This is a genomic window from Priestia sp. FSL W8-0001, from assembly GCF_038050335.1.
In the GTDB taxonomy this organism is placed as follows: domain Bacteria; phylum Bacillota; class Bacilli; order Bacillales; family Bacillaceae_H; genus Priestia; species Priestia flexa.
The window spans coordinates 1,025,362-1,047,616 of record NZ_JBBPAL010000001.1; the positions used below are offsets into that span (position 1 = coordinate 1,025,362).

Annotated in this window: 18 protein-coding genes and 1 riboswitch; of the genes, 11 read left to right on the plus strand and 7 right to left on the minus strand. The window is 40.3% G+C overall.

Going from position 1 to position 22,255, the window contains the following annotated elements; translation table 11 throughout:
• Window position 1 precedes the first annotated feature (1 nt).
• From MKZ18_RS05385 to MKZ18_RS05430, 10 genes are all read left to right on the plus strand, one after another.
• Entirely contained in the window at window positions 2-1,459 is a 1,458-nt protein-coding gene (locus MKZ18_RS05385; RefSeq protein ID WP_318757665.1) for a CoA-acylating methylmalonate-semialdehyde dehydrogenase, read from the plus strand.
• 81 nt (window positions 1,460-1,540) lie between these two features.
• A complete protein-coding gene (iolD, locus tag MKZ18_RS05390) occupies window positions 1,541-3,475 on the plus strand; it encodes a 3D-(3,5/4)-trihydroxycyclohexane-1,2-dione acylhydrolase (decyclizing) (protein ID WP_340842873.1) in 1,935 nt (644 codons plus the stop codon).
• A gap of 36 nt (window positions 3,476-3,511) precedes the next feature.
• A complete protein-coding gene (gene iolE / locus MKZ18_RS05395; protein WP_061785305.1) occupies window positions 3,512-4,408 on the plus strand; it encodes a myo-inosose-2 dehydratase in 897 nt (298 codons plus the stop codon).
• Window positions 4,409-4,435: 27 nt separating this feature from the next.
• A complete protein-coding gene (locus tag MKZ18_RS05400; protein ID WP_025909250.1) occupies window positions 4,436-5,227 on the plus strand; it encodes a 5-deoxy-glucuronate isomerase in 792 nt (263 codons plus the stop codon).
• A 107-nt stretch (window positions 5,228-5,334) separates the two neighbouring features.
• Window positions 5,335-5,856 carry a YtxH domain-containing protein gene (locus MKZ18_RS05405; RefSeq protein ID WP_328101216.1) on the plus strand — a complete coding sequence of 174 codons (522 nt, stop codon included), beginning with the start codon at window positions 5,335-5,337 and terminating at the stop codon, window positions 5,854-5,856.
• A 513-nt stretch (window positions 5,857-6,369) separates the two neighbouring features.
• Window positions 6,370-8,709 carry an immune inhibitor A domain-containing protein gene (locus MKZ18_RS05410; protein WP_076512532.1) on the plus strand — a complete coding sequence of 780 codons (2,340 nt, stop codon included), beginning with the start codon at window positions 6,370-6,372 and terminating at the stop codon, window positions 8,707-8,709.
• Between the two features lie 123 nt (window positions 8,710-8,832).
• Window positions 8,833-9,210, plus strand: a complete 378-nt coding sequence (locus MKZ18_RS05415; protein WP_025909247.1) for a GntR family transcriptional regulator — start codon at window positions 8,833-8,835, stop codon at window positions 9,208-9,210.
• Window positions 9,210-10,091, plus strand: a complete 882-nt coding sequence (locus MKZ18_RS05420) for an ABC transporter ATP-binding protein (RefSeq protein ID WP_340842872.1) — start codon at window positions 9,210-9,212, stop codon at window positions 10,089-10,091. Before MKZ18_RS05415 ends, MKZ18_RS05420 begins: the two co-directional genes overlap by 1 nt.
• The gene (locus MKZ18_RS05425; RefSeq protein WP_061785302.1) at window positions 10,072-10,680 is read left to right on the plus strand and encodes an ABC-2 transporter permease; all 609 of its coding nucleotides are present in this window, start codon (window positions 10,072-10,074) and stop codon (window positions 10,678-10,680) included. The genes MKZ18_RS05420 and MKZ18_RS05425 overlap by 20 nt, the downstream gene beginning before the upstream one ends.
• Before the next feature lie 141 nt (window positions 10,681-10,821).
• Entirely contained in the window at window positions 10,822-13,299 is a 2,478-nt protein-coding gene (locus MKZ18_RS05430; protein ID WP_253346863.1) for a GGDEF domain-containing phosphodiesterase, read from the plus strand.
• A gap of 34 nt (window positions 13,300-13,333) precedes the next feature.
• Here the strand turns inward: MKZ18_RS05430 and ftsZ are convergent, their stop codons facing one another.
• The 3 genes from ftsZ to MKZ18_RS05445 form a co-directional block, all read right to left on the minus strand.
• Window positions 13,334-14,287 carry a cell division protein FtsZ gene (gene ftsZ, locus MKZ18_RS05435; protein ID WP_025909243.1) on the minus strand — a complete coding sequence of 318 codons (954 nt, stop codon included), beginning with the start codon at window positions 14,285-14,287 and terminating at the stop codon, window positions 13,334-13,336.
• A gap of 202 nt (window positions 14,288-14,489) precedes the next feature.
• Entirely contained in the window at window positions 14,490-14,744 is a 255-nt protein-coding gene (locus MKZ18_RS05440; RefSeq protein ID WP_062686569.1) for a hypothetical protein, read from the minus strand.
• Between the two features lie 124 nt (window positions 14,745-14,868).
• Window positions 14,869-15,000 (minus strand): anti-repressor SinI family protein, encoded by a 132-nt coding sequence (locus tag MKZ18_RS05445; RefSeq protein WP_081801837.1) that lies wholly within the window; start codon window positions 14,998-15,000, stop codon window positions 14,869-14,871.
• 26 nt (window positions 15,001-15,026) lie between these two features.
• Window positions 15,027-15,113: riboswitch (cyclic di-GMP riboswitch) on the minus strand.
• Window positions 15,114-15,364: 251 nt separating this feature from the next.
• Between MKZ18_RS05445 and MKZ18_RS05450 the strand changes: the two genes are divergently transcribed.
• On the plus strand, window positions 15,365-15,706 hold the full coding sequence (locus MKZ18_RS05450; protein WP_282023315.1) for a histidine kinase N-terminal 7TM domain-containing protein: 342 nt from the start codon (window positions 15,365-15,367) through the stop codon (window positions 15,704-15,706).
• A 100-nt stretch (window positions 15,707-15,806) separates the two neighbouring features.
• On the opposite strand, the gene MKZ18_RS05455 is transcribed toward MKZ18_RS05450, so the two are convergent.
• From MKZ18_RS05455 to MKZ18_RS05470, 4 genes are all read right to left on the minus strand, one after another.
• A complete protein-coding gene (locus tag MKZ18_RS05455) occupies window positions 15,807-17,237 on the minus strand; it encodes an IS4 family transposase (protein WP_047933940.1) in 1,431 nt (476 codons plus the stop codon).
• A gap of 220 nt (window positions 17,238-17,457) precedes the next feature.
• Complete coding sequence (locus MKZ18_RS05460; RefSeq protein ID WP_047933940.1) at window positions 17,458-18,888, minus strand: IS4 family transposase; 1,431 nt, start codon at window positions 18,886-18,888, stop codon at window positions 17,458-17,460.
• Window positions 18,889-19,108: 220 nt separating this feature from the next.
• Window positions 19,109-20,539, minus strand: a complete 1,431-nt coding sequence (locus tag MKZ18_RS05465) for an IS4 family transposase (protein WP_047933940.1) — start codon at window positions 20,537-20,539, stop codon at window positions 19,109-19,111.
• A 220-nt stretch (window positions 20,540-20,759) separates the two neighbouring features.
• The gene (locus MKZ18_RS05470) at window positions 20,760-22,190 is read right to left on the minus strand and encodes an IS4 family transposase (RefSeq protein ID WP_047933940.1); all 1,431 of its coding nucleotides are present in this window, start codon (window positions 22,188-22,190) and stop codon (window positions 20,760-20,762) included.
• Window positions 22,191-22,255: the final 65 nt, after the last annotated feature.

The window sequence follows — 22,255 nt, forward strand, 5'->3', positions numbered from 1 at the left end:
GATGACACAAACAGCCGTCAAAGACGTTAAAAATTATATTGGTGGACAATGGGTAGAAGCTTCTACTTCGAAAACGGAGCCTGTTTACAATCCTGCAACAGGCGAAGTGATTGCTAATGTTCCATTATCGACAAAAGAAGATGTCGATCACGCAGTAGAAACCGCAAATGAAGCGTTTCAAACTTGGTCACAAGTAGCTGTTCCAAAGCGTGCGCGCATTTTGTTTAAGTACCAGCAGCTTCTTGTTGACCATTGGGATGAGCTAGCAAAGCTTGTAACGCTTGAAAACGGTAAGTCTTATAACGAAGCATACGGTGAAGTTCAGCGTGGAATTGAGTGCGTTGAGTTCGCTGCAGGTGCACCGACGCTTATGATGGGCAAACAGCTGCCTGATATCGCAACGGGAATTGAATCGGGGATGTACCGCTATCCAATCGGCGTCATTGGTGGAATTACGCCGTTTAACTTCCCGATGATGGTGCCATGCTGGATGTTCCCATTAGCCATCGCTTGTGGAAATACGTTTGTGTTGAAGCCATCTGAGCGTACACCGCTGTTAGCAGCGCGCTTAGTAGAGTTATTTGAAGAAGCTGGTTTGCCAAAAGGCGTGCTAAATATCGTAAACGGTGCTCATGATGTCGTAAATGGACTATTGGAACATAAGCACGTGAAAGCAATTTCGTTTGTTGGTTCACAGCCAGTAGCGGAATACGTGTATAAAAAAGGAACGGAAAATCTAAAAAGAGTTCAGGCTTTAGCCGGTGCAAAAAATCACTCAATCGTGTTAAACGATGCTGATTTAGACGTAGCGACAAAGCAAATTGTAGGGGCTGCATTTGGCTCTGCTGGTGAGCGCTGTATGGCTGCATCTGTTGTTACGGTGCAAGAAGACGTAGCGGATGAACTTATCACTCGATTGGTAGAAGAAGCAAATCGTATTGTGATTGGAAATGGTCTTGAAGAAAATGTTTTCTTAGGTCCAGTTATTCGTGAAGGGCATAAAGAACGCACGCTTGGCTATATTGAATTAGGCGTTGAGCAAGGTGCTAAGCTTGTTCGTGATGGCCGTAGTGATGCTGAGGTTCAAGGAAACGGATATTTCGTTGGCCCCACCATTTTTGATAACGTTACGCAAGAAATGAAAATTTGGCAAGATGAAATCTTTGCTCCGGTGCTATCTATTATTCGAGTTAATGACCTTGGCGAAGCCATTGATATTGCGAATGCCTCACGCTTTGCAAACGGTGCGTGCATCTATACAGACAGCGGTTCAAGCGTTCGTGAGTTTCGTGAAAAAATTGAATCGGGTATGTTAGGGGTAAACGTAGGTGTTCCAGCTCCAATGGCATTCTTCCCATTTTCAGGATGGAAGGACTCATTCTATGGTGATTTGCATGCGAATGGAACAGACGGTGTAGAGTTCTATACAAGAAAGAAAATGGTAACAGCTCGCTGGTAAGTTGTAAACAAAAAAGGAGAGGGAAGTAGTAGGAGCAGCTTGTTCTGAAGACTTCCCTTTTTTATGAAAGGGGAAAAAGAAATGACAACGGAAAGAATGACAACGGCACAAGCGCTTGTAAAGTTTTTAAATCACCAGTACGTAGAAGTTGATGGAAACGAAACAAAGTTTATCAAAGGAATCTTTACAATCTTCGGCCATGGTAACGTGGTGGGGCTTGGACAAGCTCTTGAACAAGATGCAGGAGAATTGGAGGTCTATCAAGGAAGAAACGAACAAGGTATGGCAAATGCTGCGATGGCATTTGCAAAACAAAAGCACAGAAAACAAATCATGGCGTGCACTTCTTCAGTAGGACCTGGTTCTGCCAATATGGTAACAACAGCCGCTACTGCTTCAGCTAATAACATTCCTATTTTATTGCTTCCAGGTGATGTGTTTGCTACTCGTCAGCCTGATCCTGTTCTTCAACAAATTGAACAAACTCATGACTTATCCATTTCAACAAACGATGCCTTTCGAGCGGTGAGTAAGTATTGGGACCGCGTTAATCGACCGGAACAGCTCATGACGGCAATGATCAATGCTATGCGCGTATTGACCAATCCTGCTGATACGGGAGCGGTGACAATTTCGCTGCCGCAAGATGTACAAGGAGAAGCCTTTGATTTTCCTAGCTACTTCTTTAAAAAGCGCGTGCATCGAATGGAAAGACGTTTGCCTACGCGAGAGAGTGTGAGAGATGCCGTTCGGCTTATTCAAAGCAAGAAAAAGCCCATTATTATTTGCGGCGGCGGTGTTCGCTATTCGGAAGCAGCAGCTCAATTAAAAGCTTTTTCAGAAGCATTCCATATTCCTTTTGGTGAAACACAAGCTGGTAAAAGTGCTGTTGAAAGCGATTTCTTTTATAACCTAGGCGGAGTAGGTGTAACCGGTAATCTCGCTGCGAACTCAATTGCTCGTGAAGCAGACCTAGTCATTGGAATTGGGACGAGGTTCACCGATTTTACGACGGGGTCAAAAGAATTGTTTCAGCACCCAGCCGTTGAGTTTTTAACCTTAAATATTTCTGAATTTCATGCCAATAAATTGGATGCCGTAAAGGTGGTGGCTGATGCAAAAGAAGCGCTTCGAACACTAACAGCTGAATTGACACAGAGCGGATATCAATCAGGTTACGGAACGGAGATTGCTGAGGCTAAACGGAAGTGGCAAGCAGAGCTTGAACGCTTGCATCACGTGCGTTACGAAGAGGAAGCATTTGTACCAGAAGTAAGCGGACAGCTTGATGATGTACTTTCTGAGTATAAAGAAGCGCTTGGAACATCATTAACGCAAACAAGCGTCATTGGTCAAGTGAACCATCTACTTGATGAAGATGCGATTATCGTAGGCGCAGCAGGAAGCTTGCCGGGTGATCTTCAGCGGATGTGGACGTCTCGCACGCCCAATACGTATCACATGGAGTACGGCTATTCATGCATGGGTTATGAAATCGCCGGAGCATTTGGCGCTAAGTTAGCTGAGCCAGATAAAGAAGTATACGCGATGGTTGGAGACGGAAGCTATCAAATGCTTCATTCAGAGCTAGTGACAAGCTTGCAGGAGAAAAAGAAAATTAACGTTTTATTGTTTGACAATTCAGGGTTTGGCTGTATTAATAACTTGCAGATGGGCAACGGAATGGGTAGCTTTGGTACGGAGTTTCGCTACAGAAACGAACAGTCTAACAAGTTAGATGGTGAGATTCTCCGAATTAACTTTGCACAAAGCGCAGCTGGATACGGAGTGAAAACGTACGAAGCACAGACTTTAGAAGAGCTTAGATTTGCGCTTGAAGATGCGAAGAAACAAGATGTGTCTACGCTCATTGATATTAAGGTGCTGCCGAAGACCATGACAAGTGGATACGACTCATGGTGGCATGTTGGGGTTGCTGAAGTATCTGAAAATGGAAAAACGCAAGAAGCGTTTGAAGAGAAAAAAGCGCATCTAACAAAAGCAAGATTGTATTAATACGATTGAATAAGAGCTTGAAGGGGAGAAGGGGCTATGTTTAAAGAAGGTGTAATTAAGCTTGGCATCGCGCCAATTGCATGGACGAACGATGATATGCCGGAGCTTGGTGGAGAAAATACGTTTGAACAGTGTATTAGCGAGATGGCGCTTGCTGGTTTTAAAGGAAGCGAAGTTGGCAATAAGTATCCACGTGATGTGAAGGTTTTAAAAAAAGCGCTGTCTCATCGCAGATTAGAGATTGCAAGCGCTTGGTTTAGCACATATTTAACGACAAAGCCACTGGAGGAAACGGTGAGTGCTTTTATTAATCACCGCGACTTTTTACACGCGATGGGTGCAAGCGTGATTGTTGTGTCAGAGCAAGGACGCAGCATTCAAGGGCTTATGGATACTCCGCTTTTTGATGAAAAGCCGCAGTTTACAGAAGATGAGTGGCAGCGACTTGCTCTAGGCCTAAATCACTTAGGGATGCTTGCCAAAGAAAAGGATATGCATATCGTGTATCACCATCATATGGGAACGGGTGTTCAAACGACGTCTGAGATTGATCGACTGATGGAGATGACCGATCCAGAGTTGGTTCACCTTTTGTTTGATACGGGACATCTAGTGTTTTCAGGTGAAGATCCTTTGTATATTTTAAAGAAGTATTTACCGCGCATTAAGCATGTGCATTTGAAAGATGTGCGACGGGACGTAGTCGAAGCTGTGAAAGCGAAGAAATGGAGCTTTTTACAAGCGGTTCGGCAAGGAGTATTTACCGTGCCAGGAGACGGTAGCATCAACTTTGAACCAATCTTTGAACAGCTTGCTGATTCTGATTATACCGGATGGTTTGTAGTAGAAGCCGAACAGGACCCTGCTGTTGCTAATCCGTTTGAATACGCGCTAAAAGCACGTCAATTTATTAGAGAAAAAAGTGGACTATAAAGTAGGTAACGTAAGGAGCTGAAAGAAATGTTTGAAAAGCTTGGACAATTAAAAGAAGGGTACAATGAATTAACGAATATGGCAAGCAAGCACGAAGATATGATGCTTGATATTGGGATTTATAGTTTAAGAGAGGGTGCGGAGCAAGTATTGCGAGATTCCGAAAAAGAAACGGCAGTACTTTTATTAGAAGGAAAAGTTCGCATCGAGTGGGATGGCAACGTCCAGGAGATAGAGCGTGAAAGCGTGTTTGAAGAAGATCCATGGTGTCTTCACGTTGCTAGCAATAATGAAGTAAAGATTACATCGCTTGGAAAAAGCGAAGTCCTTGTTCAAAAAACAGACAATGATCGCAATTTTCCTTCTAAACTTTATATGCCTTCGGATTGCCAAAGTGAAGTAGCAGGAGAAGGTGTATGGGACGGAACAGCTCAGCGCGTGATCCGAACTATTTTTGATTACGAGAACGCCCCTTATTCGAACATGGTCATTGGTGAAGTGATTTCCTATCCAGGCAGATGGTCCAGCTATCCTCCGCATCATCACGACCAGCCTGAAGTATATTACTATCGCTTTAATAAGCCTCAAGGATTTGGCTGTGCAATGGTTGGAGAAGATGCTCATCGCGTTGTGCACAACAGCTTTATCACCATCCCGGGAGAGCTAGATCATCCTCAAGCGACGGCTCCAGGGTATGCTATGTACTTTTGCTGGATGATTCGTCACCTTGATGATAATCCGTGGAATGCGCGCATTATGGAAAGAGATCACGAATGGTTACTTGAGCCAGGAGCAAAAATTTGGCCAGAGAAAGAGTAGTGAAAAGCGCCTAACAAAAGTTGGGCGTTTTTTCACAGTTTAGGAGGAAAGAAAAGGGGAATATCTACACTAACAACTATTTTAATCACAAAGGGAGAGTGGATAAGATGAAGCAGGCAACGACTCATGAAACACAAGCGGTCCAAGGACAAGATCCTTCTCAAAAGGGAAATAAGCTTTTAACAGGCATTGCGGTAGGAGCAGCGGTTGGAGGGGTGGTAGCGCTTGTTGATAAACGCACGCGAACAAAGGTCATAAACAGTGCACAGTGTGCTAAGAATTCGACAACAGGTTTTGTCACGCGCCTACGAGAGAACCCATCTGAAGTAAAAGATGATTGGCAACATCGTATTAAAGTAGCTTCAGGTGTTATTAAAGAAGTAACGTCAGATCTTAAAAGTTTATATGAGAAAGTGAACAATGAACTAAATGGTCCCGTACAGTCAATTAAAGAAGAGTCTTCTCAACTAGTAGAGTCTGCGCAAGGTGTACAAGAAGACCTGCAAGACATTGGTGATAAAGTAAAGCAAGCTGGTGAAGAAGTTGCAACTAAGGCAAATCCTGAACTTGAAAAATATCCAGCTCCTCAGCCGGAAACCGTACCGAGTCAACCAACTCGATACCAATAAACCAAAAAGAGGTTGGGACATAAGTATTTCAGTTAATGATCTATCCGAACTATTAAGAGTTAACGACTCTTTTATAGTTCGGATTTTTTGTTGATTTGAAATCAATTTTAGAGACCTAGTGTCTGCAGCGTAATGGAACGAACTTGTTATTGTAGAAAAGTCATGCTTCGTCTTTGAAAAGGAATCATTTAGCTGTGTCTTAGCTTCTTCTTTATAGAACACTACGAAATACGAAAATTTTGAAAATAATAATATATACCCATAACAAAACAGCCGATAGGTATATAAGATTACATATTATTCTTATAGTTATATATTTACAGTTTTTTTACATTTTTTATCCTCTTTTTAGCCTATAATGTCGAGTTGTAAGACGATCTAAATAGAGGAGTATGTAGGATTTTAGCGGTATGTAATGCTTTATTACAAAAGCAAAACCTATTGACCGACAAGAAACTTCAGATTAAAATAAATTTTGCTAATAGTGCGATAATTTAGAAGGGGGTATTATCTTTGGTTACATGGAAAAAAGTACTAGGAACCTCGTTGCTAGCAACAACCGTTGCAATCGGTGGAGGACTTCCTCTGTTTAATGCGACGAGTGCATCAGCGAAAACAGCTGATCAGCTTGAAAGTCCACCGCTGGATATGAATATTGTTCCAGAAGAACGATTAGGGAAAGCTTTGCAGCAGCAAGGGGTCATTTCAAAAAAGGCAACACCTCAAGAGGTAAAGAAGGCTGTTAATGCATACATAGAGAAGAAAGACAGCCATAAAGAAAGTGTGAAAGGGCAAAAGCCAAATAAAATTGATGTAAAAGCAAAACAAGCCCGTGCTAAAAATGAAAAGAAAGTAAAGGAAGCAAAGAACGTTAACATGAACGCTGTAACAAAAGGAAGCGGAAATGGCGTGAAAGTTAAGCCAGCTAAAGAAGCAAAATACAATGGAAATGTTCGTACAGATAAAGTGCTTGTACTGTTAGTTGAATATGCAGACTTTAAACATAATAACGTGGTTCAAGAGCCTGGTTATATGTATGCTGATGATTTTAATCGGAAGCATTATGAAAAGTTAATGTTTGGAGATAAAGAATTCAAGCTGTTTAACGGTAAAAAAGTTAAAACATTTAAACAATATTACGAAGAGCAATCAGGTGGAAGCTATACAATGGATGGTACGGTTTCTGAATGGTTAACCGTTAAAGGTAACGCGGCAGATTACGGTGCTGATAATCCAAACGGTGGAAATGACAATCGCGGACCCAAAGGCCCTCGTGACCTTGTAAAAGAAGCACTTCAAGAAGCTGTTAAAAGCGGTATTGATTTAAAAGAATTTGATCAATTTGATCAATATGATTTAGATGGTGACGGCAACTTAAACGAGCCGGACGGATTAGTGGATCACTTAATGATTATCCACGCTGGTACAGGTCAAGAAGCAGGTGGAGGTAAGTTAGGCGATGATGCAATTTGGTCACACCGCTGGACGTTAGGACAGCCTTATAAAGTACCTGGTTCTGATGTGTCCGCATATGATTACACAATTCAGCCGGAAGACGGAGCTGTTGGGGTTTTCGCTCATGAATACGGTCATGACTTAGGTCTTCCAGATGAGTATGATACGCAATATACAGGTCAAGGTGAGCCGGTTGGTGTTTGGTCTATTATGAGTGGCGGAAGCTGGGCTGGAGAAATTGCTGGAACAGAGCCAACAAGCTTTTCACCACAAAACAAAGAGTTCTTCCAAAAGGTAATGGGAGGAAACTGGGCAAACATTAAAGAAATGGATTTAAAAGATATTAAAAAGACGGGCGCTGTAAGCATCATTGACCAAAGCGTAACGAAATCTAAAAACCCAGGCATTGTGAAGATTAACCTTCCTCAAAAAGCCGTGCAAGGGATGAAAACAGACTTCGGTAAGAAGTTTTATTACAGTCAAAAAGGTGACGACCTGCGCACAGCAATGACGACAAAAGAGGTAGATTTAACAAGTGCAACAAAAGCTTCATTTAACTTTAAAGCAAACTATGAAGTGGAAGCAGAATATGATTACCTATATGTAAATGCTATTCTCCCAGATGGCTCTAAAGTTCTTTTAGATACAATTGGTGATAAAGCAAATAATGCTGATAACTCTGCCGAAACAACAAATGGAAAATGGGTAGATGTAAGCTATGATTTAAGTCAGTTTAAAGGCAAGAAAATCAAGCTTCAGTTTGAATACGTAACGGACGGCGGATTAGCACTTGAAGGGTTTGGGCTGGATAACGCATCGCTTGTAGTGGATGGTAACGTTGTATTTACAGATGATGCTGAAGGTCAACCAACGTTTACGCTAGATGGATTTGAGCAAACGGACGGCTTAATGTACAAGGATAACTACTACTACGTTGAGTGGAGAAACTACGCTGGAAGTGACAAGGCGCTGCAATTTGCACGCGGAGCGAAGTACAATACGGGAATGCTGTTATGGTACGCTGACGATAGCTACTTAGATAACTGGGTTGGAGAGCACCCTGGTGAAGGTTTCTTAGGCGTTGTTGATTCACATCCGAAAAAAGTTCTATACTTTAACGGAAACGGAATTAGCACAACGGCAAACTCAACTCGTTATCAAATCGCAGACGCTGCGTTCTCATTTGATTCAACGCTTCCATGGACATATACGCATTCAACATGGGGAACAATTTCTTCCAAAGAAGCAAAAGGGGTGACAAGCTTTAACGACCGTCGTTCTTATATCGATGATCGCATTAAAGATGCCGGCCGCATTCTTCCAAAATACGGTTTGAAAATCGATGTGATTGGCGAAGCAAATGATAATTCAGCTGGAGCAGTTTGGATTCATAAATAAGAAGGCAGAAAGCGGTAAGTGAAAAACTTACCGCTTTTTTCTATGGGAAATATTGAAATAAGGAACACAATGTGTATATAATGTATATAAAGTATATATACATTATTTAAAAGAGGTATGAATATGCATATTGTGATTTCAAATCAATCAAAAGAGCCTATATATGAACAGATTTACCATCAAATTCAAAAGCAGGTCTTAGCGGATGAATTAAAACCAGGAGCTTCGTTACCTTCGATGCGTCAGCTTGCTAAGGATTTAGGTATTAGCGTCATTACAACCAAACGAGCTTATGAAGAGCTTGAAAAAGACGGGTTTATCTTTTCAATTGTAGGGAAAGGTTCATTCATTTCAGAACAAAATCACGAGATGATTCGTGAGCGAAAGCGAAGAGTCATCGAAGAACAATTAGTAGCAGCCATTCAAAACAGCAAAGAAATTGGAGTTAGCTTGCAGGAGCTCCAGGAGCTTTTAATCATTTTGTATGAGGAGGAAAGGTAATGAGTAGCGTGATTGAACTGAACAATGTGACCAAGTCGTTTAGCGGATTTCAACTAAAGGATGTATCTCTGTCAGTAAAAAAAGGTTTTGTGACGGGATTAATCGGTGGAAACGGAGTAGGGAAATCAACGGTTATTAAAATAATTATGAATCTTTTACAGCCTGATAGCGGGAGCGTCTCTGTATTTGGCTTAAACTACACTCAGCACGAGAAAGAGATCAAGCAACGGATTGGATTTGTATGTGATGAAAATATGTACTACGAAAACATTACGCTACGAGACCTTCAACGTATTATTAAGCCGATGTACAGAAACTGGGATGATACGTTGTTTACACAGTATGTTGAACGATTTGAACTCCCTTTACGTAAAAAAATCAAAACGTTTTCAAAAGGGATGCTGATGAAGGCTTCGTTAACGATGGCATTGTCTCATCACGCGGATTTAATTGTGATGGATGAGCCAACATCTGGCTTAGATCCCATTTTTCGAAGAGAGCTATTAGAGATTCTACAGGAGCTCATGCTCAATCATGAGAAAACGATCTTCTTCTCGACGCATATCACCACAGACTTAGATAAAATCGCAGACTACATTACCCTTATCCATAACGGACAGCATATGTTTACAAAAGAGCACCATCAAATCTTTGAAGAATATGCCCTCGTAAAAGGGACAGTTGATTTACTAGATCGTGACACGAAAAAAGAATTTCTAGCCATTCAAACATCTAATCATGGGTTTGAAGCGCTGACCAATAAAAAGGACCGAGTACACGATATCTTTGGTGCAGAGGTGCTCATTGAAAAGCCGACGCTTGAGGACATTATGTTCTATACAAAAAAGGGGGAGCGTGAACATGCTACAGCTTATTCGTAAAGACTTTTTATTGCAAAGAAATGTATTTTTCATTCTACTACCGATTTTGTTTATATACTTGCTGCTTGATACGTCGACTACTTGGATAGGTATTATCTTTAGCATCGCACTCATCATGAATGCTTTTTCAGAAGATGAGAAATCGGCTGTGCACCTTTTACTAAATTCACTTCCATATACACGCAAAGAGCTTGTAACCGCTAAATACCTCGGTGCGCTCCTGTTTGCAGTCATTACGCTTTTTGTTATCGCTGCTTCAAACTGGATTATTCACAGCGAAGGGATGCAGTGGGCGCAATTAGTGTTTAGTCTCAGCGTTGTTTTAACTTTTGTTTCCATTGCCTTTCCGGTTTCGTATATTTTTCACAGTAAGTATTTAGGAATAGCTTTTATTGGGCTGTTCGTTATCTATATGATCATTGCTAATACCTTTGTGCATAACCTGCAGGAGCGGGTAATTAACACGGCACGCACAATCATGTCTTTAGAGGTCTCAAACCTTTATATGCTTGTTTTTTTACCTGCTTTACTTCTCTATCTTTTATCGTGGCTAACGTCAATTTTTATCTATAAACAAAAAACACGTTAAACGGTTATTCTTTTCCAGAGCTCAATGAAAATATTATCCTTAAGAAAATAATGACAGTTTTGTAAGGATAGGCTTGCAAAATCAAACTGAACCTTTACAATTAAAGATAAGACTGATAGAGCGAGGAGAAAAGAGAACCAGATGCATGACTCATTTTTTAATCACATCGCATCTACTACACAAGATGCGATGGGTGTTCATACTTTTAATACAGCACTCATAGAAGCCAGTTCACACGCTATTTTTTTGCTCGATGAAAAAGGTGATTTGCTTTTTTATAACAAGCAGGCTTCGGCTTTTGTATGTACTGAAGTACAAGATCAATTCTCTTTTTTTCAACTTGTAGAGTACGGGTTAGATCATCAAAAGTATTTTACAGAAGCGCTGAAAGGTGAAGTCGTTCGGTTTACTACCATTCTAAAAACAAAGTTTGGAAAGAGTACTAGAGTGATGCTGAGCTATGTTCCTATTCTTATTGAGGGACAGCTACAGGCAGTGTATGCCATCTGTAAAAAGAAGTCGGAAGAACAGCTGAATGTAATGACGCTTCAAACCCAATTGAATATGGAGCAAAAGCTAGCGAATATTGGAAGTTGGTATTATGACGTATTGGAAAATGAATCGTACTGGTCCCGACAGATGTACGTCATTTTTGGTATGGAAGAAACATCAGATTTTATTCCTTCATACGATGAAGTGCTGACGTTTGTGCACCCTGGTGATCGGCAGCGAGTGAATCAAACTATAAAGCGTGCCATTGAAAAGGGAGATAGCTACAGTATTAAATATCGTTTAGTTCAGCCCAGCGGTCATTCACGCATCGTATTTGAACAAGCAGATCCTGTTATAGATGAGAAAAATCAAGTTGTGCAGCTTCTTGGCGTCGTATTTGATGTAACTGAAATACATCAAATAAAAAAGCAGCTTAAGCAAGTTGAGCGTCAGTTTTCCATGGTTTATAACAGCTTAGATGTTGGGATATGGTCAGCGGATGTTCGCACAAACAAAGTGACGTTTTGTTCCGACGGAGTGGCAAATATCTATGAGGAAGCGGCAATGAAATTTATTCAAAGTCGCTCATTGTGGAAAGAGTGTGTTCATCCAGATGACCTTGAAAAAGTAGAGGCAGAACAAGTAAAGCTGATGGGCGGTGAGCCAATTTGTCACTATTATCGCATCGTGACAAAGAAAGGAATTACTAAATGGCTAAAAGATCAAGTGATTCCAGTTTTAGATGATTCAGGAAACGTCATTCGTCTCGACGGAATTGTAGAAGACGTTACGGAGCAAAAGCGCTATACGGATGAAATTGAATATCTAGCAAATTACGATTATCTAACGAATTTGCCAAACCGCCGTAAGTTTGAACGAGATTTAACTAATGCAATTGCACGCGTTAAAAAGAATCATTCGTTCATTGCTGTTTTTTATCTCGGCCTTGACCGTTTTAAATATTTAAACGATACTTTAGGTCATGATATCGGTGATCTCATGCTGCAAAAGTTAGCGCATCGTCTGGAGAAAACGGTACAAGGTAAAGGGTCTTTATCACGAGTGGGCGGCGATGAATTTGCGATATTTTTTGAGTCATTAGACCGTTTAGAAGAATGTACGCAAATTGCCAAATCGCTTTTTGAACAAGTAGAAAGAGAAGTTGAAATTGATGAATTTCATCTTCACACAACCACCAGCATGGGGATTACAATTTATCCGCATGACGGAAAAGACGCAAAAACGCTGTTGAAAAATGCAAGTCTTGCTTTATATCGAGCAAAAGAGCTTGGAAAAAATGACTGGCAGCTTTATTCACCTCATATGGATAGCCGAACGTACAAAAGTTTTCATTTAGAAAAAGGGCTGCGAAATGCCATTGAACAAAATGAGTTTTTTCTTCATTATCAGCCGAAGATCAATACGCAAACGAGAGAGCTTGATAGCTTTGAAGCGTTAATTCGCTGGGATCATCCTGAATGGGGATTTGTATCACCAGGAGAATTTATTCCTCTAGCAGAAGAGTCTAATTTAATTGTGAAAATTGGAGATTGGGTACTAGAGAGAGTATGTCAACAGCTGCAAGAGTGGAAGCAGTTAGGATTAACAGTCGTTCCTGTGTCGGTTAATTTATCGTCAAAACGCTTATTAAAACCTAACTTTGTTGAATTTGTCATGGAGCTTTTAGAACGCTATGACATCGATCCATCGCTTATTGAACTTGAGATTACGGAAAACTCCATCATTCATCATGAAGAGCAAGTAAAAAAGATGATGACCGTTTTAAAAAAGCAGGGCGTGACGTTCGCTTTAGATGATTTTGGAACAGGGTTTAGTTCGCTGTCTCACTTGCAAAAGCTTGATTTTGACGTGTTGAAAATCGATAAAACGTTTATTCAGTCCGTTGTTGAAAACGAAAAACATCAAACCATTACAAAGAGCCTTCTTTACTTAGCACGGGGGCTGAATATGAAGGTGATTGCTGAAGGTGTGGAAACGCGTGCGCAGCTTTCGTTCTTAGAGGAGAATGACTGTCCGTTTATTCAAGGCTATATTTTTAGCAAGCCCGTGTGTATTGAGCAGGCTATTATCTATTTAAAGGCGAAATATTTGGAACCTGTTGTATAAATAAAAACACTTGGATCATCCAAGTGTTTTTTTGTTAGCTTTCTGAAAAGCCAGTTGCGATAACGGTTACCATTACTTTATCTTGAAGATCTTCATTAATAACAGAACCGAAAATCATGTTCAATTCTTGGTCAGAAGCAGACGTTACGATATCTGCAGCTTCCTGTACTTCAAATAAACTGAGGTTAGAGCCGCTTGTAATATTCATTAGAATTCCTTGTGCACCGTCAATTGAACGATCTAACAGTGGACTAGAAATTGCTTTTTTCGCCGCTTCAGCAGCGCGTTCAGGACCGCTTGCAATCCCAATTCCCATCAGCGCGTAGCCTTGGTCTGACATAATGGTTTTTACATCAGCAAAATCAAGGTTAATGAAGCCTGGGATAGAAATCAAGTCGGAAATCCCTTGAATCCCTTGACGCAGTACGTTATCAGCTTCGCGGAAAGCATCCAGCATTGTCGTGCGCTTATCACCAATTTCTAATAAGCGGTCATTTGGAATGACAATTAGCGTATCAACTGCGTTCATCATTTCGTCAACACCGCCTGTTGCTTGACGAGTACGTTTTGTTCCTTCAAAACGAAACGGCTTTGTTACGACACCAATTGTTAGCGCACCGAGCTCACGAGCCATCTCCGCAACAACAGGTGCAGCACCTGTCCCTGTTCCGCCGCCCATCCCTGCTGTTACAAACACCATGTCCGCACCTTGAAGGGCGTCTTGAATTTCCTCTTTGCTCTCTTCAGCAGCAGCGCGTCCGACTTCGGGGTTTGCACCCGCACCCAGTCCACGCGTTAAGGCAGCACCAATTTGCATGCGTTTTTCTGCTTTTGATAGATTAAGAGCCTGAGCGTCGGTGTTTACAGCCATAAATTCAACGCCTTGCACGCCGTGTTCAATCATGCGGTTAACGGTATTGTTTCCACCGCCTCCCACACCAACTACTTTAATTTTCACTAGTGGAGATCCTGTATCAAAATCAATCATATGTTCAGCCTACTTTCTCTCATTCGATTGTTCAAAAAAGGTAAGTGATTGTTTAAATAATCATCATCTTTATCGCCGTTGACATAATGATGTTAAATTCACTGTTTTATCGCCATTGTACCATTAATTAAGGTTATCTGTCTGTATTTGACGAAAAACGTTATCAAATCGCAAAAAAGATGACCAAAGAACTCGATTTTGGTCATCTTTTGAACGTATCAACGTACTGTTTTGCTTGAAGTAAGCCCCACCCTGTATCTTGTCGAACGGCTTTTATAACTTCTACATTTGTATACCCTTTTTCAAGCATGGCTGAGACTTTTATTGCGAGCGCTTCTTGTTGGTTTTCCGTAAGCGGTGTTGTTTTAATCTGCTTTTCAAGCGCCCGTATTTTTGAATGTAGTGTAAAAATGTAGACGACTAGGGCAGCGATTATGATAAACGATGCTATATTCAATGTTTCTTCACAATCCTTTCTAGTTTTTACCTATTACTAGTATACAAGAAAAGCAAGCACGAAAAAACCTTCAGGTAGTCTATACCTGAAGGTTTACGGTGCCTTATTTCAGCTTGAGGACTGTTTATGTAGTTTCGTTCTGAAGTAAAAAATGCTGTATTTCTTCAATGGTGAGACCGAGATCTTTTGCGTGCTGCATGAGTGAAATCCATTCTTGTACATCTTCTTCTGCTTTTACTGTTATTTGATTTGTCATTACTTTAATATCCCCCTCGACCCATCCCAGGGAGCTCAGCCATCATAGTGCCGTTGCACCTTAGATCTGTAGCTTTGCGTCGCTTTCTTTCGAAAGATTTGCCTTTTTCTGAAGAGAATTATTTTTAGTAGTATTAAAAGTATATGCTAAACAAAATGAAAAAGATGTCGAAAGGTGTTGTTTATCTTTAAAAAATTGAAAAAATTATCGGATTTATATGAATATATACTTATTAAATGTGAAGTAATTGGGTTTTATGGAGGATAAATAGGCTAGATGAACGAAAATATATAGTCTAAGAGAAACGCGCTGCTATATAATAATGTAGCGTACGCTAACCTTAATGAAAATGGAGTCGTGGCTCATGCATAGTGAACTACTCAAATATGTAGTGATTGTTGGAAGTTCGGGTGTCCTTAGTTTAGCTTTAAGTTTATACGGTGCGTTTAAAATTCGAGACAGTCCTCGGGTTAAGCACTATGTCATATTAACCTTTCTGTCATCTGTTTTTGCTTTTGGATACATGTTTGAAATGATGAGTACATCGATTGAAGAAGTTAAGTTTTGGCTAAGCGTAGAGTATCTTCCTCTGCCATTTATCCCAGCATTCATCGTATTAATGTGCTTTAACTACGTTGGGAAAAAGATTTATCCAGCTTTTTATTATCTTCTATTTAGGGGTACCACCACATACCCATCAAGCTAACGACAGAAACGATTAAAAATGTAATGATCCTTGTCCTAACATCGGTGAGTATCAGAAAAATCGGCATGACAAAGAAGCCTATGAAACCATCATTTTTTCGTTAGGCAACTTGTTGTTGTTTTACTGCTGTCTCATACACAATACCAAGAATGTCAAAAACGGTTTTTTTCTGATACCGATGACACTTACGCCCATTCTTTTTCAACAGGTGATACAGTCGTTGGAGAATCGTTACGAGTTCAGTCAGATCACCTGCCATTGCTGGAAATAGTAACGGAAAATAGTCCTTAATCATATAAATTGATTTGTATTCACTCAGCTCTTGTTTTCTCTTTTTCAACAGGATCTGCCGCATTTGAAACATGGTGGAAGAACAGAGAAGAATCCCGATGAGTTGCCCATATAAATGGCACTCTAGCCGTTCCTTTTTGATGGTTTTACATTCATCTATTTCGAAGAAGGACTTCCATGTTTTAAATAAAATTTCAATCTGCCAACGTAACGAATACAATGAATGCACATCGTTTGTCGGTACTTCTTTTGGTGGTGTGTTCGTAATATAAACGTTCATTCCCATCAGCTGTTTACTTTTATCCTTCATGACAATGCCTTTCTTTTTCTCACGTACAGCTTGGTTGTTTAAACGGGTTTTAGTTTGTTCGTTCGTTAGTCGGTGAATGATGACACGTGTCGGTAATTTTTGAATTTGACCAACATAAGCTTCTGAAAGTTCAATGGTCTCACCCGGTTCCAGTTCGTTCAAGATGTGTGCCATATTAAGCTGAATATATTCGCTCTGCTTTTTCAGTGTGCCGTTTTTGAAGTATTCTGGTTCAGGGTTTTTTACATAAATACGGGTATTTAGCTTTAATCGAGAGAGATAAAAGGCGCCTAATTCATGAATCGTTTGTAAATCTCGTAAATCAAAATAACCTAAATCACGTAAACAGAAATCGCCTGCTTTCACACTTTCAAGACAAGTTGTGCCATACGTTTTATCATTATCTTTTCCCGGTCCTAGCTGTACGTGTAAAAATTGCCCACTCAATAAGTCATATTCAAGCTGAATCTTTACACCTGCCGTATTACTGCTTCCTCCAGACCCTTGATAATCACTTACGAAGGCATCGGGTAGCTGAAACACTGTGGCATCTAAAATCCGAATACGGTTAAAAATCAAGAAGAGCGTTGACGATAGCGATTGTGTTGCACAAAGTTTCTGTGTGAGAAGTAAAGCAAACACCTCACGAAGAAACTGGACGGCTGCTGGATTAAACCGTTGATTCAATCCTTCCTGACTCATCAGGACACCTGTTGAAGCTTCTAGTCGACTACACAGTTGTGCAAGCGATGTGCGAGCGACTTCCTGGCTAAGCCACACGCAAAGAGCCATCAGTTCATTTGCTTGATACTTACTCGATCGTTTCACAAATCCCACTTTCTTAGCGATTTCTTGTAAGGCAATGGGAGACAAAGAGCGTTGTAATTCTTGTGCAAATAGGTGTAATTCTTCGGAAAACTGAACATCCATAAAAAAACGCCATCCTTTTCGAGTAGTTTACTAAAAAGAATAACGTTTTTTTCGTTTTGGGGAAAATCCATTGCGTTAGCTTGATGGGTATGGGGTACCACCACATACCCATCAAGCTAACGACAGAAACGATTAAAAATGTAATGATCCTTGTCCTAACATCGGTGAGTATCAGAAAAATCGGCATGACAAAGAAGCCTATGAAACCATCATTTTTTCGTTAGGCAACTTGTTGTTGTTTTACTGCTGTCTCATACACAATACCAAGAATGTCAAAAACGGTTTTTTTCTGATACCGATGACACTTACGCCCATTCTTTTTCAACAGGTGATACAGTCGTTGGAGAATCGTTACGAGTTCAGTCAGATCACCTGCCATTGCTGGAAATAGTAACGGAAAATAGTCCTTAATCATATAAATTGATTTGTATTCACTCAGCTCTTGTTTTCTCTTTTTCAACAGGATCTGCCGCATTTGAAACATGGTGGAAGAACAGAGAAGAATCCCGATGAGTTGCCCATATAAATGGCACTCTAGCCGTTCCTTTTTGATGGTTTTACATTCATCTATTTCGAAGAAGGACTTCCATGTTTTAAATAAAATTTCAATCTGCCAACGTAACGAATACAATGAATGCACATCGTTTGTCGGTACTTCTTTTGGTGGTGTGTTCGTAATATAAACGTTCATTCCCATCAGCTGTTTACTTTTATCCTTCATGACAATGCCTTTCTTTTTCTCACGTACAGCTTGGTTGTTTAAACGGGTTTTAGTTTGTTCGTTCGTTAGTCGGTGAATGATGACACGTGTCGGTAATTTTTGAATTTGACCAACATAAGCTTCTGAAAGTTCAATGGTCTCACCCGGTTCCAGTTCGTTCAAGATGTGTGCCATATTAAGCTGAATATATTCGCTCTGCTTTTTCAGTGTGCCGTTTTTGAAGTATTCTGGTTCAGGGTTTTTTACATAAATACGGGTATTTAGCTTTAATCGAGAGAGATAAAAGGCGCCTAATTCATGAATCGTTTGTAAATCTCGTAAATCAAAATAACCTAAATCACGTAAACAGAAATCGCCTGCTTTCACACTTTCAAGACAAGTTGTGCCATACGTTTTATCATTATCTTTTCCCGGTCCTAGCTGTACGTGTAAAAATTGCCCACTCAATAAGTCATATTCAAGCTGAATCTTTACACCTGCCGTATTACTGCTTCCTCCAGACCCTTGATAATCACTTACGAAGGCATCGGGTAGCTGAAACACTGTGGCATCTAAAATCCGAATACGGTTAAAAATCAAGAAGAGCGTTGACGATAGCGATTGTGTTGCACAAAGTTTCTGTGTGAGAAGTAAAGCAAACACCTCACGAAGAAACTGGACGGCTGCTGGATTAAACCGTTGATTCAATCCTTCCTGACTCATCAGGACACCTGTTGAAGCTTCTAGTCGACTACACAGTTGTGCAAGCGATGTGCGAGCGACTTCCTGGCTAAGCCACACGCAAAGAGCCATCAGTTCATTTGCTTGATACTTACTCGATCGTTTCACAAATCCCACTTTCTTAGCGATTTCTTGTAAGGCAATGGGAGACAAAGAGCGTTGTAATTCTTGTGCAAATAGGTGTAATTCTTCGGAAAACTGAACATCCATAAAAAAACGCCATCCTTTTCGAGTAGTTTACTAAAAAGAATAACGTTTTTTTCGTTTTGGGGAAAATCCATTGCGTTAGCTTGATGGGTATGGGGTACCACCACATACCCATCAAGCTAACGACAGAAACGATTAAAAATGTAATGATCCTTGTCCTAACATCGGTGAGTATCAGAAAAATCGGCATGACAAAGAAGCCTATGAAACCATCATTTTTTCGTTAGGCAACTTGTTGTTGTTTTACTGCTGTCTCATACACAATACCAAGAATGTCAAAAACGGTTTTTTTCTGATACCGATGACACTTACGCCCATTCTTTTTCAACAGGTGATACAGTCGTTGGAGAATCGTTACGAGTTCAGTCAGATCACCTGCCATTGCTGGAAATAGTAACGGAAAATAGTCCTTAATCATATAAATTGATTTGTATTCACTCAGCTCTTGTTTTCTCTTTTTCAACAGGATCTGCCGCATTTGAAACATGGTGGAAGAACAGAGAAGAATCCCGATGAGTTGCCCATATAAATGGCACTCTAGCCGTTCCTTTTTGATGGTTTTACATTCATCTATTTCGAAGAAGGACTTCCATGTTTTAAATAAAATTTCAATCTGCCAACGTAACGAATACAATGAATGCACATCGTTTGTCGGTACTTCTTTTGGTGGTGTGTTCGTAATATAAACGTTCATTCCCATCAGCTGTTTACTTTTATCCTTCATGACAATGCCTTTCTTTTTCTCACGTACAGCTTGGTTGTTTAAACGGGTTTTAGTTTGTTCGTTCGTTAGTCGGTGAATGATGACACGTGTCGGTAATTTTTGAATTTGACCAACATAAGCTTCTGAAAGTTCAATGGTCTCACCCGGTTCCAGTTCGTTCAAGATGTGTGCCATATTAAGCTGAATATATTCGCTCTGCTTTTTCAGTGTGCCGTTTTTGAAGTATTCTGGTTCAGGGTTTTTTACATAAATACGGGTATTTAGCTTTAATCGAGAGAGATAAAAGGCGCCTAATTCATGAATCGTTTGTAAATCTCGTAAATCAAAATAACCTAAATCACGTAAACAGAAATCGCCTGCTTTCACACTTTCAAGACAAGTTGTGCCATACGTTTTATCATTATCTTTTCCCGGTCCTAGCTGTACGTGTAAAAATTGCCCACTCAATAAGTCATATTCAAGCTGAATCTTTACACCTGCCGTATTACTGCTTCCTCCAGACCCTTGATAATCACTTACGAAGGCATCGGGTAGCTGAAACACTGTGGCATCTAAAATCCGAATACGGTTAAAAATCAAGAAGAGCGTTGACGATAGCGATTGTGTTGCACAAAGTTTCTGTGTGAGAAGTAAAGCAAACACCTCACGAAGAAACTGGACGGCTGCTGGATTAAACCGTTGATTCAATCCTTCCTGACTCATCAGGACACCTGTTGAAGCTTCTAGTCGACTACACAGTTGTGCAAGCGATGTGCGAGCGACTTCCTGGCTAAGCCACACGCAAAGAGCCATCAGTTCATTTGCTTGATACTTACTCGATCGTTTCACAAATCCCACTTTCTTAGCGATTTCTTGTAAGGCAATGGGAGACAAAGAGCGTTGTAATTCTTGTGCAAATAGGTGTAATTCTTCGGAAAACTGAACATCCATAAAAAAACGCCATCCTTTTCGAGTAGTTTACTAAAAAGAATAACGTTTTTTTCGTTTTGGGGAAAATCCATTGCGTTAGCTTGATGGGTATGGGGTACCACCACATACCCATCAAGCTAACGACAGAAACGATTAAAAATGTAATGATCCTTGTCCTAACATCGGTGAGTATCAGAAAAATCGGCATGACAAAGAAGCCTATGAAACCATCATTTTTTCGTTAGGCAACTTGTTGTTGTTTTACTGCTGTCTCATACACAATACCAAGAATGTCAAAAACGGTTTTTTTCTGATACCGATGACACTTACGCCCATTCTTTTTCAACAGGTGATACAGTCGTTGGAGAATCGTTACGAGTTCAGTCAGATCACCTGCCATTGCTGGAAATAGTAACGGAAAATAGTCCTTAATCATATAAATTGATTTGTATTCACTCAGCTCTTGTTTTCTCTTTTTCAACAGGATCTGCCGCATTTGAAACATGGTGGAAGAACAGAGAAGAATCCCGATGAGTTGCCCATATAAATGGCACTCTAGCCGTTCCTTTTTGATGGTTTTACATTCATCTATTTCGAAGAAGGACTTCCATGTTTTAAATAAAATTTCAATCTGCCAACGTAACGAATACAATGAATGCACATCGTTTGTCGGTACTTCTTTTGGTGGTGTGTTCGTAATATAAACGTTCATTCCCATCAGCTGTTTACTTTTATCCTTCATGACAATGCCTTTCTTTTTCTCACGTACAGCTTGGTTGTTTAAACGGGTTTTAGTTTGTTCGTTCGTTAGTCGGTGAATGATGACACGTGTCGGTAATTTTTGAATTTGACCAACATAAGCTTCTGAAAGTTCAATGGTCTCACCCGGTTCCAGTTCGTTCAAGATGTGTGCCATATTAAGCTGAATATATTCGCTCTGCTTTTTCAGTGTGCCGTTTTTGAAGTATTCTGGTTCAGGGTTTTTTACATAAATACGGGTATTTAGCTTTAATCGAGAGAGATAAAAGGCGCCTAATTCATGAATCGTTTGTAAATCTCGTAAATCAAAATAACCTAAATCACGTAAACAGAAATCGCCTGCTTTCACACTTTCAAGACAAGTTGTGCCATACGTTTTATCATTATCTTTTCCCGGTCCTAGCTGTACGTGTAAAAATTGCCCACTCAATAAGTCATATTCAAGCTGAATCTTTACACCTGCCGTATTACTGCTTCCTCCAGACCCTTGATAATCACTTACGAAGGCATCGGGTAGCTGAAACACTGTGGCATCTAAAATCCGAATACGGTTAAAAATCAAGAAGAGCGTTGACGATAGCGATTGTGTTGCACAAAGTTTCTGTGTGAGAAGTAAAGCAAACACCTCACGAAGAAACTGGACGGCTGCTGGATTAAACCGTTGATTCAATCCTTCCTGACTCATCAGGACACCTGTTGAAGCTTCTAGTCGACTACACAGTTGTGCAAGCGATGTGCGAGCGACTTCCTGGCTAAGCCACACGCAAAGAGCCATCAGTTCATTTGCTTGATACTTACTCGATCGTTTCACAAATCCCACTTTCTTAGCGATTTCTTGTAAGGCAATGGGAGACAAAGAGCGTTGTAATTCTTGTGCAAATAGGTGTAATTCTTCGGAAAACTGAACATCCATAAAAAAACGCCATCCTTTTCGAGTAGTTTACTAAAAAGAATAACGTTTTTTTCGTTTTGGGGAAA